Origin of the sequence: Streptomyces sp. NBC_01515, from assembly GCF_045040345.1 — a bacterium.
In the GTDB taxonomy this organism is placed as follows: Bacteria; Actinomycetota; Actinomycetes; order Streptomycetales; family Streptomycetaceae; genus Streptomyces.
Window position 1 is genome coordinate 3,613,835 of record NZ_CP109416.1, and the last position, 18,018, is coordinate 3,631,852.

An 18,018-nucleotide genomic window follows, 5' to 3' on the forward strand; every position below is an offset into this window, starting at 1 on the left:
ACACTCCGAAGTATCCATCTGCCCTGCAGACGAGTCCGCATTGGACGAACTGCGGCTCCGCGAAGTTGAAAATCCATTCGCCGGCACCAGACTGCCATGGTTTCCCAGACTTGACACCGAGCCGAATCCAACCCTGCAACTCGCCCCCCTGTACGGGAAACGAAATCCCACCGAATTCCCGTTCGTGAGAGAGGATGGCGTCTCTGACCCGGCGAGGAGCATCGGATGAAATTACAGGAGCAGGTCGCGAAACCCTCCTCCCCCAGAGATCCAGGAAACAGCGAGCCTTGGGCGTCAATTCAGCCATCACTTGCCCTACTCACTTCTTTCCGTCAAGAAAATCGAAGAGCGCTCTACATGAAGGACACTTCGGATAGAGCTCTCCATGCACCTCGGGCCCGTACTCCTGGGTGCCACCCATGACCTTGACAGTCGTCGCCTTGGTTCCTGTCAGATCCGCACCCTGCAGTTCCAACTGACACAGTGCCCCAATCTCAGAACACCCTCTGTGGTGCCCTGTCGCTTCCGCCGCAGTGCGCACCTGGGGTGTGAGCGCAGAAGGCGCTCGCGCACCGCTGACGCCGTACCCGACCGTCCCGTCCGCCGAAACGATTTCACTGGCCGCATTGGTACTGCCGATATTTTCGTCAGCACTATCGAGTACATCGGTGTCACGGCCAGCGTCTACGCCCACGTCCGCCTCCGTCTCCAACGCCAAGCCATCGATACCCTCAACGACGCGCTCAACGCCGGGAGTGATGACTCTGGCGGCTCACCTTGCGCCGCAGGCGTCCACTGACGGTGCCGTCAGCGTTGCCAGCATCCTTGCCGGCGGGGCTTTCACGGTTCAGCGCACCGCTAGAGTTCCCAGTTGCTAAGTGCGACAACCTCTTCGACGGAAGGTGCCAGCCTCGCGCCAAATTCGGTCGATGATGCCTGGATTTGATTCACCGATGAGGCGCTGGGTGCACCTTGCCTAGAAGCTTCTGCCTCGCGAGCTAGAAGCTCAATTACTTCACGCTCTGCACCAATCTCCATTTGAACCAGAGGACCCGCCGGCGGGGCTGGGTCGCCATATCTCAGGATCACGGGCTTCTCTCCTCCCATCTTGAAGTCGAGCATGGAGAGCAACGACCTGATGGTGTTGATAGCCATCTCAGTCTTTGCGGCGGACGGCCTCAACGAAACCGCGAGAGCGATTCCGACCAACGCCACGGATTGAGCCACATAGAACTCGGGTCGAGAGGAATCATCCTCGCCATCCTGAGATTCCATCTCCAGCTCATCCAGCGCCTCAGCACACGCGTCCTGAGTGGAATCGCCAGCAGCAGCCGCCCAGACAAGCCCGAGCGAGGCATCGACCCACTGGGACTGTTCCGATCCACCGAGGGCTCGGCAGAAGGCAGCACCTCGCTCCGCCGCTGCGGCGCAGATCAGCACCAGTTCAGAGTCCGATGCATTCGAAATTGCCTGCAGTTCCGGTGAAATCGTCATTTCTCTCTAGTCTCCAGTGGCCCAGAAGATCGTGAATGGTGAGTTCTGTGCAGCGTGACCACGTATCCCTGCACCACCCACTGCCACCCCCCGAACGTTCAGCATGGGAGAACAGATGGCGACGCAGAAGTTTCTCGACGCTGCACCAAACACAGCATGCTCATTGGGACCCAAACTGCTAAGAATCCCTTGTTCTGCGTGCCCAGCAGCCTGCACGAACTCTTCTCCCGGTCGAAGTGTCCAGCCGGAAGGCATAGCTCCATCGCCGTTGATGCCGATGCGATTGACGAACGTCTTCGTTTCTGAGTTAAAGACACCAATGACAGCCGTGGTGCCCTTCACATCCGCCATGAAGTAGTCATTGCGGGATGCCTGCAGCTCGTCCGCACGGCCGAGAGCTAGCATTGCATCATCTTCAGTTGCAACGCCAGGACCACAGTTGTGAACCAGAACCGGTGTGGCCCCCGCGAGCACATAGTACGTGTGCTTGTCGCTCACCCCGAGGTTGTGGACCGTCGTTGTTTCGGTCCAGCGCTTCAGTGCCGTGATCTGAATTCGGGTGCCGGCACTGGTCTGGAGCCATTCGCCGGCGGTCAGGTCGGTGGCGTCGAGCCATTCGCCCAGAGCCGGGACCCAGAAGGGGTGGTTGTCCGTGGCCGTGACGGTGGCCGTCTCGTCGCCCTCGTCTCCGTCCGTGTCGACGGTGATCTTGACGAGGTGCTTGATTCCCTTGCCGAGGATGGTCGTCGTGACGGCTTCGGTCGTGGTCTCGCCGGTCTCGGGGTCGGTGGCGGTGACCTCGTCGCCCAGTTCGAGTTCCTCGATCGGCTCGGTGCTGCCGTCGGCCATCAGGACGAGCGTGCCGGTGGTGAAACTGTTCAGGCAGCTCTTGTTGCCCAGAACCTTCTTGGCCACCTCGATGGCCTTCTGGCCCAGCCCTGTCTTCGCCAGCGCCTTGACGCCCGCGCCCACACCCGCTCCCGCGACACCGCCCACCGCTCCGACGGCCGCTCCGATGCCGCCCGCTGTCAGGTAGCCGCCGACGCTGTGATCCGCGTTGTCGTCCATGGCGTTGCCGACCAAGCCGCCCGCGAAACCGGCGACGGCTCCGCAGCCCGCGGCCAGGGCGAGGCCGGCTCCGCCGGTGGCGACGCCCGCCGCACCGGCCGCGCCGTAGCAGGCGGCGCCGACGGTGACCTCGACCGTGAAGGTGATGATCTCGGTCTTGTGCTTCTCCAGCCAGTTGCCCGCCTTGCACCACAAGTTGCACTCGGGCGGAGGCTTGGTGACCGTGACGGTCTTCGTCACCGTGACCGTGACGGTCTGGGAGCCCGAGCTGCTGCCCGTTCCCGTGCCGCCGCCTCCCCCTCCGCTACCGGCCTCGGGGCAGGCCGGGTTGGTCAGGCTGGGGCAGCCGACGTAGGTGCCACCGCCGCCACCGCCCGTGGTGGGCACCGCGACCATGCCGCTCGGGTCCGAGTGCGAGACAGGGCTGTTGTTGCTGTACGCGTACCCGTTCATCGACAGCGGGTCGGCGATGTCCAGGACGAGGTCCGCCGAGAGGAAGCGGCCCGTCTCCGGGTCGTACTCGCGGGCTCCGAGGTGGATCAGGCCGGTGGTGTTCTCGTCGGTGCCGCCGATGTACGCGCGATGCAGGGCCCAGGTGTTGCTGGTGGAGCGTTCGACGCCGAACGGGTCGGTCTTCGTTCGTTTGACCTCCTGGCCCGAGGCCAGGGCGATGGTGAACAGGGTGGTGCCCTGGTGGTCGGGGATCAGCGCCAGGAGTGACGTGGTGGTGGAGCCACGGCTGGAGTGACGAAGCACGGACGGCGTGCCGGCCTGGGAGTACGTGCGCTGGGAGTAGGAGACGGCGCCGTTGACGTCCGTGGAGAGTTCCTGGCCGTCGAGGTAGAGGGTGTGGCTGCCCGCCGTGCTGGTGATCAGACGGTTGCCGGCCGCGTCGTAGAGATAGCTGGTGTCGTCGCCGAGGGTCCAGGTCTGCGGGTTGGTGCCGTTGCAGGTGTAGAGCTGAAGGTCCTTGCCGGTGGTGTAGTCGGCGTTGGGGACGTCGAGGCACTTGCCGGAGGCGACGTGCTTGAGGGTGTTCGAACTGGTCGCCGTCCACTGCTGGTTGGCCGCGCCCGTGCAGTCGGCGATGACGATCGCCGTGTTGTTGGCGGTGGCACCGCCCGAGGGCATCACGCAGTGGCCGAGAACCTTGAGCGCGCCGGTGGAGGGGTCGGTCTCGGAGTCGGTGGCGTCGATGCGCAGGCGTTGCGGCTTGGTGCCGTTGCAGGTGTAGAGCTGGAGGGCGGTGCCGGCGGTGGTGGAGCCGTTCGACAGGTCCAGGCATTTGCCGGAGGGGTTGACGGCCTGGCCCTCGCCCTCCGCGCCGAAGCCGGTGACCGTCTCGACCTTGCCGTCCCAGGTCCAGGTCAGCGACTGGGTGTCGCCCCCGTACATCCGGGTGGTCGCGTTGCCCGAGGCGTCGTAGCCGAGGCTGGCGGCCGAGTCCACGGTGGAGGAGTCGGAGGTGACCGCGGTCAGGGTGTGCGGCTGGGCGGTGACGCCGGAGCCGGACGGGTCGATGCCGTAGTCGTACGACGTGGTGACGTCGAGGGTGGCGTCCGCGACCGTCGAGCCGTTCACCAACTCGACCGAGTGGTCGACGAGTTGGTCGCGGTTGCCGATGGCGTCGTAGTGGTACGTCTGCCAGTAGCCGTCGCCGTCCACGGTGGCCGTGACACCGTTCGGGGCGCCGGTCGACGTCACCGCGCAGGTCGTCGAGTTCGACGTCCAGGCCTGGTTCAACTGGCCGAGCACGTCGTACGTGAAGCACTGGCGGTCGGTCTTGACCGCGGTGGAGTCGTCGTCGGCCGTCTTCGGGACGGTGTCGGCGAGGATGGTGATGTTGCCGGCCGCGTCGTAGGTGTAGGTGCGGTCGTTGACGCGGTGCGTGTCGGCGGTCTCCCGGTCGGTGACCGTCCTGTTGAGCTGTCCGGTGTTCTCGTCGTAGACGTTGGTCGTCCAGACCCGGTAGGGCTGTTCACCGGTGACCGCGCGCAGCACCTCGCCGTAGGGCGAGTAGTCGACCTCGGCGGTGTACCAGTCCTCGCCCGAGGTGGAGACGGCGAGCCCGTCGCCGTCGTAGCGGGTGACGACGTCTTCCTTCGCGATGCCGCCGACCGCCGGGACGGTCGTCGAGGCCAGCTTGCCGGTCGCGGTGTACGTGTAGCCGTAGGTGTAGGTGCCGGACAGGCCCTTGGTTGCGTCCGCCTCCGGGATCGTCACCGACTTGCCGGTCGGGCGGTATTCGTCGTCGTAGCCGGTGACCGAGGTCGTGTACGCCTTGTCGCCGGTGTAGCGGGTGGAGGTGGCCGGCTGGCCGAGGCCGCCGGTGACCGTGTCGTAGGTGAAGGCCGTCAGGGCCTTGCCCGAGGAGCTGTCCAGCCGCTGCCCGGTGCTGCGGCCGAGCGCGTCGTAGCCGGTCCAGACCGTGATGCCGTTCGCGTTCTTCGACGTCAGGGGGCGGTCCAGGTCGTCGTACGTGGTGACCGTCGTCCCGGTGTCGGGATCGATCGCCTTGATCTGGCGGCCACGCGCGTCGTACTTCCACTCCCAGGCGTTGCCGTCGGTGTCCGTCGCGGAGAGTTGGTTGCCGCGGGTGTCGTAGCCGTAGTGGGTGGAGGTGAAGGCCGCCTTCAGGGCGTCCGTGTAGTGGTCGACGCGGACCGCGCGGCCGAGTTGGTCGGTGTAGGTGCGGGTGGAGGCGGCGCCCGCGGGGGCGGTCACCTTGGTGTAGTCGTAGCCGTACTCGTACGTCGTCCGCTTGGCGGTCTTGGCGGTGCCCGCCTCGTAGGGGGTGACGGTCAGCGGGCGGTCCATGCCGTCGTACGTCGTGACCGTCGAGGAGCGGAGGACGAAGTCGCTGACGGGCTCGAAGAGTTCGCCGGTCGGCTCGCCCTCGGCGAGGTACGCGCCGTCGACCCGGCGGACCGTGCCGCTGGAGTTGTAGTGGGTGTCGGTGATCAGCCGGCCGCCGCCGGCCGCCTCGGACTGGGTCTGACGGACCCGGCCGAGGCCGTCGTAGAGGGTGACGGAGTCCTCGTACGTGCCGTTGTCGCGCAGCGTGTATCCGGTGACGGCGGTGGGTTCGCCGGCCGTGACGTCGTAGGCGTACTTCGTCGACGGGCTGTCGGTGTCCGGGTTCTGGGACGCCGTCCACATCGCGGTGGCGCGGCCGAGCGCGTCGTAGGCGTAGGTGGTGGTGTTGCCGTTGGCGTCGGTGGCGGTCAGGGCGGTGCCGCGGCCCGGGTCGACGGTCGTGGTGGAGGTGTAGCCGAGGGCGTTGGTCGCGGTGGTGGCGTAGACCTGGCCGGTGGTGGGCGTGTACGCCGTCTTCGCCTGGTTGTTGCCGGCGTCCGTCACCGTGGTGATCCGGCCGTAGTCGTCGTAGGTCGTGGTGGCGGTACGGGTCCAGCCGTCGCCGGTGCCGTTGACCGTCCACGTCTTCGTCGTGAGGCCGTAGGTGGGGGCGGTGCCGTAGTCGGCCCCGTCGTAGGCGGTGCGGGTGCCGGAGACGACGTCGTCGGCGGTCGCGGTGGCGGCGCACAGGCCGGCCGTCGTCTTCACCTCCTTGACCAGGCCGATGAGGTGTTTGGTGGTGTTGTCGAGGTAACTGGTGACCGTGCAGGTCTCGTCGCCGGTGACGCCGGTGTCGCCCTGGGACTCCACCTTGGTGGGGAGGCCGTCGGAGTCGTATGTGGTGTCGACGCGGACCAGGGCCGAGGTGCGGGTGTCGTCACCCGTGGCCTCGACGGCGTGGATCTGCTGCTCACCGCGCGCGACACCGGCTTCTCCCACGTCCTGATCGTCAAGACCCGTGCGGCCGCGGCGAGTTCGGCCCTGAAGAAGCTGACCTACGGCCTGAGCTCGACCGACCTGACCTTCACCGCCGACGAGGTCTTCTCCCTGGACGGCCTCGCGGGCCCCGGCATCGGCGGCACGACCGCGATCGCCGACGCGGCCCTGACCGACGAGGGCGAGGGTGATGGCGCCGGCCACGAGGCCACCCTCACCGTCACCCCCGACGCCGACTTCCTCTCCTCCGAGGACACCGAGCTACCCCTCTTCATCGACCCCTCCTTCGCCGGCCACAAGGAGGCCTGGACCACGGCGTACACCCGCTTTCCCGGGTCCAGTTTCTGGAACGGCACCAACTTCAACGACGGCACCAGCGAGGCCCGCGTCGGCTACGAGTCGACGACGTACGGAAAGTCGCGCTCGTTCTTCCGCCTCGACTGGAGCCCGTCCCTGAAGGGGGCGCAGATCACCTCCGCCTCCGTCACCGGCCTGGAGACGTACTCCTGGTCCTGCAACGGCCGCACCGTCCAGCTCTGGGAGACGGGCGCCATCTCCTCCAAGACGACCTGGAACAACCAGCCGTCCTGGAAGACCCAGATCGACTCCAAGGACCTGGCCCACGGCTACAGCAGTTCCTGCCCCGACGACTATGTGAAGTTCGACGCCAAGTCCCTTGCCCAGGACGCCGCGGACGGCGGCTGGGACAAGATCACCATCGGCCTGAAGGCAGCCGCGGACGGTGAGGACGACGCGGGCGCCTGGAAGAAGTTCAAGGCCACCGGCGACCACTCCCCCTACATCAAGGCGTACTACAACCGGAAGCTGGCCACCCCGACCTCACTCACCATGACCCCGGGCCCGGACTGCGACCGCACCTCCCCCTACGCCCATGTCGGCAAGTCCGACCTGGTCTTCGCCGCCACCTCCTCCGACAAGGACGGCAACCTGGCGTCCCTGGACTTCGAGGTGTGGCGCACCGGCTACGGCGACTCCAAGATCCTCGACAAGAACCTCAGCACCGACACCGCCGGCCACGCCTCCGCCACCGTCGCCTCGTCCAAGTTCACGAACGGCTACACCTACTCCTGGCGAGTACGCGCCCTGGACTCCGAAGGAGCCGCTTCCGCCTACGCCCCCACCGCCGACCCCCTGGTCTGCCGCTTCGTCTACGACAGCGACGCCCCGAACTCACCGAAGGTCTCCTCCACCGACTTCCCCGAGGCGGACGACAGCGGCAGCGTCTGGTCGGAGGTCAAGTTCGGCACCGCGGGCTCCTTCAGCTTCGCGCCCGACACCGACAAGGACGTCACCAAGTTCGAGTACTCCTTCAACTCCACCTCCTACTCCAGCAGCAGGACCGTCACCGCCGGCGCCTCCACGACCGTCTCGCTCAAGCCCCCGGTCGCCGGGCCGAGCATCCTGTACGTGCGTGCCGCCGACTCCTCCGGCAACGTCTCGGAGGGCACCAAATACCTCTTCTACGTCACTCCGCGGGACGTCGCCGACACGGCCGGGGACACCACCGGAGACGGCAACCCCGACCTGCTCCTGATCGACGAGACCGGCAACCTGCGTCTGTACCCGGCCAGTTCCGGCGGAGACCTGCATGTCAGCCTGGACGCCGCACACCGCGCGGGCGTCCCACTGGTCGACAACGACGAGAGCGGGTACTGGAAGTCGGCCACCGGCAGCTCGCCGGCCCTGATCGCCCACGGCGGCGACCTGCTCCCCGGCGACGGCGCAACCGACCTGATCGCCCGCATGCCGGACGGCAAGCTGGCTGAGCCCCGCGCGGCCCCGTCAGGCCAAGGTCCTGAACCCTCGGTCGTAATACACCATCGGGGACCCCTCCCCCAGTCGCACTCCCGTCACCCGGCCGATCAGGACCGTATGGTCACCGGCCGGGTGACGTGCGTGGGCGGTGCAGTCCAGTTCGGACAGCGCGCGGTCGACCGTGGGCAGGCCGTCGGGGCTGGTGCGCAGGCCGCCGGAGGCGAACTTGTCACTGCCCTTGGTCGCGAAGCGCACGGCGAGCGGGCGGTGGTCCGGGGCGAGCACGCTCACGGCGAACCGGTCGCAGTGCCCGAACGACGGCGCCGAGTCGGCGGAGTTCGCCAGACAGACCAGAACCATCGGCGGCTCCAGCGAGACCGAGCAGAACGAACTGGCGGTGAAGCCGCGAGGGGTCCCGTCCTCGCAACAGGTGGTGACGACCACGACACCCGAGGGGAAGCGGGCCATCGCCGCCCGAAACTCCTCGGGAGCCACAGCCGCTCGTTCCCGTGCTTCTTCGAGTACTTCCTGACGCTCCGGCATGACGGTGCACCACCTGTCGGGCCTCACGGAGACCACCGCGGGTTCAGCAGCCTCGGGCCAGCCTCGGACGCGGCTCACCGACAGTGATCGGGACCGCCATCCGGGTCCAGATCGACTATGCGGGCAGGGCCTCGGACCGGCAACCGGGGCGGGGGCGGGGGAACGGATCGGCGCACCGGCAGCCTAGGTAGGGGCCGAGATCGGAGCCCGGCCGAGGCCGGGATTCCGACCGAGACCGGCGCACCGGCAACCAGCCGGAGCCAGCCCGGGGTCGGAGTCGCGCCGAGGCGAGCGCCCTGCCGACGCCGGAGCCGGGCCAACGCCGGAGCCAGCCCGGGATCAGAGCCACGCCGGAGCCAGCGCCCTGCCGGAAACGGAGCCAGCCCGAGGACGGAGCCAGCCCGACGCCGGAGCCAAGCCCCAACCCAGAGCCGAACCAGAGCCCGATCAGCGCACCGCGCCCACCCCCCGCTCGTCCCCCGACAACGCCCACGCCCCGTAAGCCGCGCCGGTCGTCTCGAAGGACAGGGCGACGTGCGACGCGGCGCAGTTCACGTCGCGCCAGAAGCGCTGGACCGGGTCGGACGACGACTGGCCGGACGTGCCGCTCGCGCGGAAGACGCGGTCGACCGCCGAGACCAGGAGTTCCACCGCGAGCGCGAGGTCACGGGCGCCCCGGACCGCGGCCTCGCCACCCGGTGGGCAGTCCTGCGTGCCGTCCGCGACCGCCGCCGTACGCAGGATCAGGAGTTCGGCGGCGTCCACCTCGGCGGCCGAGCGGGCCAGCGCGACCTGGGTCGAGGGCTTCTCGCCCACAGCCTGCCCGCGGCGGTCGACGCGCGCACCGGTCCGCGCGATCCAGGCCCGCAACGCGCCCCGGGCCGCGCCGATCAGCGGGGCGGCGAACGGCAGGGCGTTCACGGCGTGCATCGGGACGATGTGGCAGCGGGCGTCCGAGTCGGGGGCCTGGCCCGCGTGGACCAACGAGCGGGCCAGGGTGCGGTGTTCGGGCACGAACGCGTCGGAGAGGATCAAGGTGTCGCTGCCGGTCCCGCGCATCCCCACGGTGAACCAGCTGTCCTCGATCGAGAAGTCCGCCCGCGGCACGGCGAAGAACCGCACCTCGGGCCGCGCCTCGGGATCCACCGGTCCCTCCGCGGGTACCGCCGCGCAGGCCAGTGCCCAGTCGGCGAAGTGCACCCCGCTGATGTACTTCCACTCACCGCTCAGCCGCCAGCCGCCGGCCACGGGCTCCGCCTTGCCGGACGGCATGAGCGCGCCGGCCAGCAGGGCGTCCGGGCCGTCCGCCCAGATCTCCGCCTGGCCCTCGGCGGGGAGGAACGCCGCGTACCGCCCGGCGTACGCGGCCAGCGAGGCGGCCCAGGCGGCGGAGGTGCAGCCCTCGCCCACCAGGCCGACCGCAGCGGTCAGTTCGGAGAAACCACCGGCCTCGCCGCCGTGGGCCACCGGTACGAAGTGCCGCGCGAACCCGGCGTCCAGCACCGCCCGGACCACCTGCGGCGAGAGCCGCCGCGCGGTCTCCGCCTCGTCCGTGTGCCGGGCCGCGATCTCGGCGACCCCCGGCGCCCGGGTCACGATCGTCGACTTGTCGCCTTCCGGCATCCTGCCCACCACCTCCGTCGGGAACAGGGAGTGTCCCCGGCCGGACCCGCCCTCGACCGCACCCCGGGCCGAGACCACCCGACCGGCACGGAAAAGAGGCACCCGGCACGGCAAAAGGGGGCGCCCAGATCACTCCGGGCGCCCCCTTGGTCGTACGACTGCTGCGTTAGTCGTACGACTACCGCGTCCTTCTAGGTCCGGACCTCCACCGTGCGCGCCAACCGGTCGTGCAGCCCCCGTCCGTCCCGGTCCCAGATCAACGCCGGGATCGCGATGCACAGGAGGGCGGTGCGGAGCAGGGTGCGGAGGGGGTTGGGGCGGCCGGAGTCGAGGGCGTACACGCGGAGGCCGAAGAGGCGCTTGCCCGGGGTGAAGCCGATCGTGCCCACCGTGAGGGCGCTCAGGACGAAGAAGACGAGGAGGGCCCAGTTGCCGGTCGCGCCTGGCTTGTAGCCGTGGGTGAGCAGGCCGTATGCGATCAACAGGCACAGGGCCCAGTCGACGGCGAGGGCGCCGAGCCGGCGGCCGGGGCGGGCGATCGAGCCGGGGCCCTCCTCGGGCAGACCCAGCTGCTCACCGCGGTAGCCGAAGTCGACACCTGCTCGTTCCGCGGCCTCGCGGGGCCCGGAGAGCCATGAGCCGATTGCATCCCTGTTGTCCACCCGTCCACGGTACTGCCCGCGTTCTGCCATGCGGACAGGAGGGGCCAGCGGGCCCAAGACCGGTTAACTTGGGCGAAACAAATGGGTCACGCTGGAGAAATCCCCCGTCCCTAAGGTCGGGTCCAGCGTGTGCCACCGCACTGGCCGCACGAACGAACTACCACCCCGGCACGGACGGTCGGGAGTAGGAGGAGCTGGATGTTCCAGAACGCCGACGAGGCCAAGAAGTTCATCGCGGACGAGGACGTCAAGTTCGTCGACGTCCGATTCTGCGATCTGCCGGGTGTGATGCAGCACTTCACGCTGCCGGCGACGGCCTTCGACCCGGACGAGGAACTCGCCTTCGACGGCTCCTCGATCCGCGGCTTCCAGGCCATCCACGAGTCCGACATGGCGCTCCGCGCCGACCTGTCGACCGCGCGCGTGGACCCCTTCCGCCGCGACAAGACGGTCAACATCAACTTCTTCATCCACGACCCGATCACGGGCGAGCAGTACTCCCGTGACCCGCGCAACGTGGCGAAGAAGGCCGAGGCGTACCTCGCCTCCACCGGCATCGCCGACACCGCGTACTTCGGCCCCGAGGCCGAGTTCTACGTCTTCGACAGCGTGCGCTTCGAGACCAAGGCGAACGAGAGCTTTTACCACATCGACTCCGAGGCCGGCGCCTGGAACACCGGTGCGGTCGACGACAACCGCGGTTACAAGGTCCGCTACAAGGGCGGCTACTTCCCGACGCCGCCGGTCGACCACTTCGCCGACCTGCGTGCGGAGATCTCCCTGGAGCTGGCCGCGTCCGGCCTCCAGGTCGAGCGCCAGCACCACGAGGTGGGCACCGCCGGCCAGGCCGAGATCAACTACAAGTTCAACACGCTGCTCGCCGCGGCCGACGACCTCCAGCTCTTCAAGTACATCGTGAAGAACGTGGCCTGGCGCAACGGCAAGACCGCGACCTTCATGCCGAAGCCGATCTTCGGCGACAACGGCTCGGGCATGCACGTCCACTCGTCGCTGTGGGCGGGCGGCTCCCCGCTCTTCTACGACGAGGCCGGCTACGCGGGTCTGTCGGACCTCGCGCGCTACTACATCGGCGGCATCCTCAAGCACGCCCCGTCGCTGCTCGCGTTCACCAACCCGACGGTGAACTCGTACCACCGCCTGGTGCCGGGCTTCGAGGCGCCGGTCAACCTGGTGTACTCGCAGCGCAACCGCTCCGCCGCGATGCGCATCCCGATCACGGGCTCCAACCCGAAGGCCAAGCGCGTCGAGTTCCGCGCGCCCGACTCCTCCGGCAACCCGTACCTCGCCTTCTCCGCCCTGCTCCTCGCGGGCCTGGACGGCATCAAGAACAAGATCGAGCCGGCCGAGCCGATCGACAAGGACCTCTACGAGCTGGCCCCCGAGGAGCACGCGGGCGTCGCCCAGGTCCCGACCTCCCTCCCGGCCGTCCTCGACCGCCTTGAGGCCGACCACGAGTTCCTCCTCGCGGGCAACGTCTTCACGCCCGACCTGATCGAGACGTGGATCGACTTCAAGCGCACGAACGAGATCGCGCCGCTGCAGCTGCGTCCGCACCCGCACGAGTTCGAGCTGTACTTCGACGTGTGATCGAACCGGCCCAAAGCCCTCGGCGCCCCCGTCTCTCCTCGGAGAGGCGGGGGCGCTGTCGCCTGCCCAGAACTCGCTTCACAGACCGGGGACAGCCAGGGATCATCGTCACTGACACGGCTGTTCGAGAAAGGTAACGGGGATGGCGCAACAGGGCGACGAGGAGCGCGAGTTCGACCTCAAGTGGGCCGACGGGGCCGAGCACAAGGAGCCGTCCGCGCGGGCTCGGATGCTGGCGGCGCGGTGGAAGGAGAATCCGCCGGAGCCGATGCCGTTCCGGGGTGAGCCCGAGGGGGTGGGGCCTCGGCGGTCGTCCTGGATATCCACGGCGGTCGTGCTGGGGAGTGTCGTCGGAGTCATCGTGTTGTTGGGGTACGTCAACTTCCGGGCTCCGTACTAGAGATGGGCGAGAACATCGACTTCGGGGATCCCCTCGCGTGGCTCCGGCTGGACGAGGCCCTGCGGCGCGAGCCGTATGCGCCTGCCTGGCTCGCCGAGCCTGAGCTTGCGATCGGGCTGTGTCATCACGACGGGCGGGTTCGGGAGGCCGCGCTCCAACAGGCCGTCGGGTGTTCGGAGTTGCTGCCGTTGGTGGTCGTCCGGTGTGGTGACTGGGTCGGGGAAGTGCGGGAGCGGGCGCGGGAGTTGCTCCGTGAGGCTCTCGACACCGACACCGACACCGACACCGACGCCGTTGCCGACACCGACACCGCTGTTGCCCTTGTGCCGCTGGTTCTGGTCCTCGGGTGGCGGGGGCGAGGGGACTTCGCCGTCGAGTTGGTCGGCGGAGTGCTGCGGCAGGCGTCCCGTGAGCAGCTTGCTCCGCTCTTCGTCCACTCCGACCGTGCCGTGCGGCGCTTTGCCTATCGTCTTGCCGTCGAGGAGGGGCTCCTCTCGCCTGCCCAACTCGCCCGCGTCGCTGCCCGGGACGCCGACGCCGTCGTACAGGACCTGTGTGCGGAGGCCGCGTTGGCGGTCGTAGCGAAGACGGGCGGCTACGGCGAGGTGCTCGAACCGTTGCTCGGGGCGCGGAGTCCGCGTGCTCGGGCGGCCGGGGTGACCGCGTTGCGGGCCGCGGGGCTGCCGGGGCGGGCCGAGGGGTTTCTCGGGGATCGGGCGGGGGTCGTGCGGGCCTGTGCTCGGTATGTCGTGCGGCAGCACGGGGGTGATCCGGTGTCGTTGTACCGCGCGCGGTGTGCGGCGGAGCCTGTGCCGGGGGTCGTGACCGGGCTTGCCGAGTGTGGGGAGCCAGGGGACGCGGCTTTGCTGTGGGCGCTTGTCTCGCATGCGAGTGGTGCCGTGCGGGCGCGGGCCGTGGGTGGGTTGCGGGTGCTCGGTGTCGTGGATGTGGCGCGGATGCTGCCGTTGCTCGACGATCCGGCGCCCGGGGTGGCGCGGGAGGCGGCGCTCGCGCTGTTGCCGTCGGCCGGGGTGCTGCCGGACGGGTGGCTCATGGAACGGCTCGGGGGCGGGTGGCCCAAGGAGTGCCCCCGGCACGTACGCGTCGCCGCGTTCCGGCTGTTGGACGCGCGGGGCGGGATCGTACGGCTGCGGGCCGCCGTGAGCGTGCTCGATGATCCGGACGAACGGTTGCGGGCCCGGGGTGCGCGGGTGGTGCAGCGGTGGCATCTGGAGGAGGGGATGACGCCCGGGGATGCCGAGGTGGGTGAGCTGCTCGGGCGGGCGCGGCATCTGTTCAGTGAGTACGTGCTGACGCGGCGGCTGTGGGAGGCCGGGCTTCCCGGCTGACGTGCGTCTTCGTCCTCGCCCGCGCGCTCAGCGGATTCTCAGGGACCTTTTGCTCCGCCTAGGGCCGATCGGGACCACTTCATGGGAAGGGGCGGGTGCACACTGGGCGGTGGGACGAGTGCCTGACTGCGGGGTGATGGCAGATGCAGAGCCGCTTCCGGAGCGACCGGCGGTTGACCATACGTATGGGTCTGACGCTGTTCCTGCTCGGGCTGTTGTACGTGGCGTTCGTGGCCGCGCTGATCGTGTTGCTGAAGTCCTGGGTGCTGGTCGTGGTGCTGGCGGGCGGACTGCTCGTAGCGCAGTACTGGTTCTCCGACCGGATCGCGCTGTACGCGATGCACGGGCGGATCGTGGAGCGGGAGGAGTATCCCGAGCTGCACGGTGTGATCGACCGGCTGTGTGCCGTCGCCGACATGCCCAAGCCCGTGGTCGCCGTCTCCGACATCGACATGCCGAACGCCTTCGCCACCGGGCGGAACGCCGACCACGCCGTCGTCTGCGTGACCACCGGTCTGCTACGGCGGCTGGAGCCGGCCGAGCTGGAGGGTGTGCTCGCGCACGAGCTGTCGCACGTGGCGCACAAGGACGTCGCCGTGATCACGGTGGCGTCGTTCCTCGGGGTGCTCGCCGGGCTCATGGTCCGGTTCGCGTTCTACTCGCAGATCTTCCGGGGGCGCAAGGACCAGAACACCCTCGCGGTCTTCGCGGGGATCATGGGGATCTCGGCGGCCGTGTACGCGATCAGCTTCCTGCTGATCAGGGCGCTGTCCCGGTACCGCGAGCTGGCGGCGGACCGCGCGGCGGCCCTGCTCACCGGCAAGCCCTCGGCGCTGGCGTCCGCGCTCACCAAGGTCGACGGTGACATCGCCCGCATCCCGACCAAGGACCTGCGGACCGCGCAGGCCTTCAACGCCTTCTACTTCAGCCCGGCGAACGGCGCCGAGCCCGGTATCGCGCGGTTCTTCTCGACCCACCCGAGCCTGGAGCAACGGCTCGACCAACTGGGGCGGATCTCCGCCGAGTTGGGTGAGGCGGCGGTGCCCGGTATCGGGAAGGCGGACTGAGGATGGGGTTGCTGGACATCCTGCTCGGCCGTACGAAACCGGTCGCTCCCAATCTGGACCAGCTGTTCGCGCTGCCCTCGGCGGCGGTGACGCTGGAGGCGGCGGCCGGCTTCCGGGCGACCGGGCGCGGTGCGGTGTGCTTCGCGACGGTGGAGGGTGGGGCGTTCGAGCAGACGCACCGGGAGGTGCAGGCGCTGCTGGACGCGGACGCCGAACGCACCGGTCCGCCGGTGGAGTTGACCCAGGATGCCTACGGCTACTCGTGGCTGGTCTCGCGCCGGACGCCCGACCAGTTGTCGGCGCTGGTGAACGACCTGCACGCGGTGAACAGCGCGATGGAGGTCAACGGCTTCGGGCCCCAACTCCTGTGCTCGCTCGCCGGGTTCGAGGACGACGGGGGCCGACGGCTGGCGCTGGTCTATCTGTACAAGCGCGGGACGTTCTTCCCGTTCGCGCCGCTGGCCGGTGACGGTCAGCGGCGCGACAGCGCGCTGGAACTCCAGGTCAAGTCGATGCTCGGCAACGACCTGCGGATCGAGCAGGACCTGAGCCGGTGGTTCCCGGTGTGGGGCGCCCCCGGGTTGTGACGGGCGCCCCGGTCTCCTACTTGCTCTGCTGACGGGCCTGCCGACGCGACTCCAGGGGGCGCTCGCGCTGGTAACGGCGCTCCCACTTGGCCTGCTTGTCACGGCGGTCGCGGTACGCGCGGTAGCTCGACGGGCTGCTTCCCGAGGAGGAACCGCCGGTCGACGACGCCGACGAGGACGAGGACGTCGAGGAGGACGAGTCCCGCCCGTACTGGACGTACAGGAAGAGGACGACGACCGCGGCCAGCCACCAGATGTGGTTGCCGAAGCCGAAGAGGACCAGGACGGCGGTGCCGGATATGACGATGGTGCCCATGACGGGCCTCCGTGGGCGTGGGTGTGTGTCCGAGCGGTGTGAACCTGTTCCCGACAGGGCGCTGGGGTGGGCGGCCGACCGTCGGTGGGTTGGGTGCGACAGAGACTAGCGCCGACTCCGCAGGGTGACGCCTGCCCTGCGCGAAACGGTGGTGACCTGCTCCGCAATGCGTCTCCAGCGTAGGGAGTCGGTCACTCGGTGTGCATCTCTTTTTTCTACGGGCCTTCTACGGGCCTTCTACTGGCTCGCTACGGGCTCGCTACGGGCGGTCAGATGCCCGGTGCCGCCGTGATCACGCCCGCCGCTACGGCCGCGCCGAGGGCCGCGTGGTCGGCGGTCGTCTGGCTGGCGTAGGACAGGGCGAAGTCCGCCACGGCTCGTTCGAAGGTGTCGGTGCTGCCCAGGTAGGCGGCGATGGCGATGCGGTCGCCGGAGCGGGCGTGGGCCCGGGCGAGGGCGTTGCCGCAGAGGCGGGCGTAGGCCGTGAGGGCCTGCGGGCCCATGCCGACGACCTCGGCGGAGCCCTTCATGTCGCGGAGCTGGCGCCAGTAGAAGGCGCGGCCCTGCGGTCCGGTCATCCAGCCGAGGAAGATGTCGCTGGCCGCCTGGAGGAGGCGCTGGCCCGCTACGACCCGGTGGCCGGGGTGGACGTAGGGGCCGTTCGGCAGATGCTCCTCCAGTACGGACTTCCGCGCTTCCTTGATCTGCAGGAACAGCGGGTCGTCCTGGTCGCGGCCGGCGAGCAGCACGATGAAGCAGCGGGTGCCCACGCTGCCGACGCCGACGACCTTGCGGGCGGCGTCGACGAAGCGGTAGCGGTCCAGGAGCAGGCGGCGTTCCTCGGAGAGCGTGGAGCGGTAGTCGCTGAAGATCTTGCGCAGGGAGGCCATGTCGGCGGCGCCGGCCGGTTCCAGGAGGGGCGGGTCGTGGACGATACGGCGGCGGCCGTCGACGGTCTCGGTCAGTTTGCCCACGGCGTGCAGGCTGGTGCGGCGGCGGGCCCGGGTGAGGCTGGACTCCACCCGGCGGCGGTGGCGGCCGGCGCGCACCAGCGGCAGCAGGCTGTCGGCGTCGATCCGCTCGTACCAGACGGCCAGTTCGCCCTTGCGGGCCAGACCGCGAAGAGCCGTACGGTACGCGGCTGTCGCCTCCAGCGCGGCGCGGTGGGCCTTCGTGTCGCTGTGGCCGTTCTCGCGGGCGGCGACGGCCACGCTCGCGGCGAGACGCTTGACGTCCCACTCGAAGGGGCCCGGGAACGTCTCGTCGAAGTCGTTGAGGTCGAAGAGCAGGGCGCGTTCCGGGGAGGCGTACAGGCCGAAGTTGAGGAGGTGCGCGTCGCCGCAGAGCTGGACGGTGAGGCCGGTGTGCGGCTGGGACGCCAGGTCCGTCGCCATCACGGCGGCGGAGCCGCGCAGGAAGGCGAAGGGGGAGGCGGCCATGCGGCCGTACCGGATCGGGAGGAGTTCGGGGAGTCTGTCCCGGCCCTGTCGTTCGAGTACGGCGACGGGGTCCGGGCGGTCCACGGCGGGGATCCAGCCGGCGTGGGCGGAACGGGCAACGCGTTTACGCGCAGCGCGACCCCGGTCTGCTCGGTCGGCCGGTGTGGTCATGCTACGCAGTGAATCCGGGCGGGTGCGGGGGTGCATTCCGGGGGCGTCGATCGGGTGAACGTCCCCTGGGGGCTCCCGCCCCCAGCCCCCCGGATCAGTCGCCCACCCACCCACCCGTTTACT

At 69.1% G+C, this 18,018-nt stretch carries 12 protein-coding genes and 1 pseudogene; 6 read left to right on the forward strand and 7 right to left on the reverse strand.

The genetic code is table 11. The features are described from left to right. Positions 1–858: 858 nt before the first annotated feature. On the reverse strand, positions 859–1,494 hold the full coding sequence (locus OG407_RS16045; protein ID WP_405858650.1) for a hypothetical protein: 636 nt from the start codon (positions 1,492–1,494) through the stop codon (positions 859–861). A gap of 6 nt (positions 1,495–1,500) precedes the next feature. Beyond that, positions 1,501–6,357, reverse strand: a complete 4,857-nt coding sequence (locus OG407_RS16050; RefSeq protein WP_405858651.1) for a ricin-type beta-trefoil lectin domain protein — start codon at positions 6,355–6,357, stop codon at positions 1,501–1,503. On the opposite strand from OG407_RS16050, the pseudogene OG407_RS16055 reads away from it, so the two are divergent. Then, positions 6,316–7,125 (forward strand): annotated as a pseudogene (locus OG407_RS16055) (DNRLRE domain-containing protein); the annotation flags it as partial. The gene OG407_RS16050 and the pseudogene OG407_RS16055 sit on opposite strands and share 42 nt — an antisense overlap. A gap of 1,032 nt (positions 7,126–8,157) precedes the next feature. Here OG407_RS16055 and OG407_RS16060 read toward each other — a convergent pair. From OG407_RS16060 to OG407_RS16070, 3 genes are all read right to left on the reverse strand, one after another. Further along, positions 8,158–8,673 carry a flavin reductase family protein gene (locus OG407_RS16060; RefSeq protein WP_403604263.1) on the reverse strand — a complete coding sequence of 172 codons (516 nt, stop codon included), beginning with the start codon at positions 8,671–8,673 and terminating at the stop codon, positions 8,158–8,160. Positions 8,674–9,120: 447 nt separating this feature from the next. Next, on the reverse strand, positions 9,121–10,296 hold the full coding sequence (locus tag OG407_RS16065; RefSeq protein WP_405858653.1) for an acyl-CoA dehydrogenase family protein: 1,176 nt from the start codon (positions 10,294–10,296) through the stop codon (positions 9,121–9,123). A gap of 191 nt (positions 10,297–10,487) precedes the next feature. Continuing rightward, entirely contained in the window at positions 10,488–10,958 is a 471-nt protein-coding gene (locus tag OG407_RS16070) for an RDD family protein (RefSeq protein ID WP_405858655.1), read from the reverse strand. A 198-nt stretch (positions 10,959–11,156) separates the two neighbouring features. Between OG407_RS16070 and glnA the strand changes: the two genes are divergently transcribed. The 5 genes from glnA to pspAB all read left to right on the forward strand — a co-directional run bounded on the left by glnA (position 11,157) and on the right by pspAB (position 15,969). Further along, entirely contained in the window at positions 11,157–12,566 is a 1,410-nt protein-coding gene (glnA, locus tag OG407_RS16075; RefSeq protein ID WP_405858657.1) for a type I glutamate--ammonia ligase, read from the forward strand. Positions 12,567–12,708: 142 nt separating this feature from the next. After that, a complete protein-coding gene (locus tag OG407_RS16080) occupies positions 12,709–12,966 on the forward strand; it encodes a hypothetical protein (protein ID WP_405858659.1) in 258 nt (85 codons plus the stop codon). Positions 12,967–12,968: 2 nt separating this feature from the next. Further along, positions 12,969–14,315: a hypothetical protein gene (locus OG407_RS16085; protein WP_405858661.1), complete on the forward strand. Its 1,347-nt coding sequence runs from the start codon at positions 12,969–12,971 to the stop codon at positions 14,313–14,315. Between the two features lie 143 nt (positions 14,316–14,458). After that, positions 14,459–15,382, forward strand: coding sequence for a zinc metalloprotease HtpX (gene htpX, locus OG407_RS16090; RefSeq protein WP_403603560.1), 924 nt, complete (start codon positions 14,459–14,461; stop codon positions 15,380–15,382). Positions 15,383–15,384: 2 nt separating this feature from the next. Beyond that, positions 15,385–15,969: a PspA-associated protein PspAB gene (gene pspAB, locus OG407_RS16095; protein ID WP_403603558.1), complete on the forward strand. Its 585-nt coding sequence runs from the start codon at positions 15,385–15,387 to the stop codon at positions 15,967–15,969. Positions 15,970–15,985: 16 nt separating this feature from the next. Here the strand turns inward: pspAB and OG407_RS16100 are convergent, their stop codons facing one another. Then, positions 15,986–16,285 (reverse strand): hypothetical protein, encoded by a 300-nt coding sequence (locus OG407_RS16100; protein WP_405858664.1) that lies wholly within the window; start codon positions 16,283–16,285, stop codon positions 15,986–15,988. Positions 16,286–16,554: 269 nt separating this feature from the next. Next, entirely contained in the window at positions 16,555–17,895 is a 1,341-nt protein-coding gene (locus OG407_RS16105) for a DUF2252 domain-containing protein (RefSeq protein WP_405858666.1), read from the reverse strand. Between the last annotated feature and the right edge of the window lie 123 nt (positions 17,896–18,018).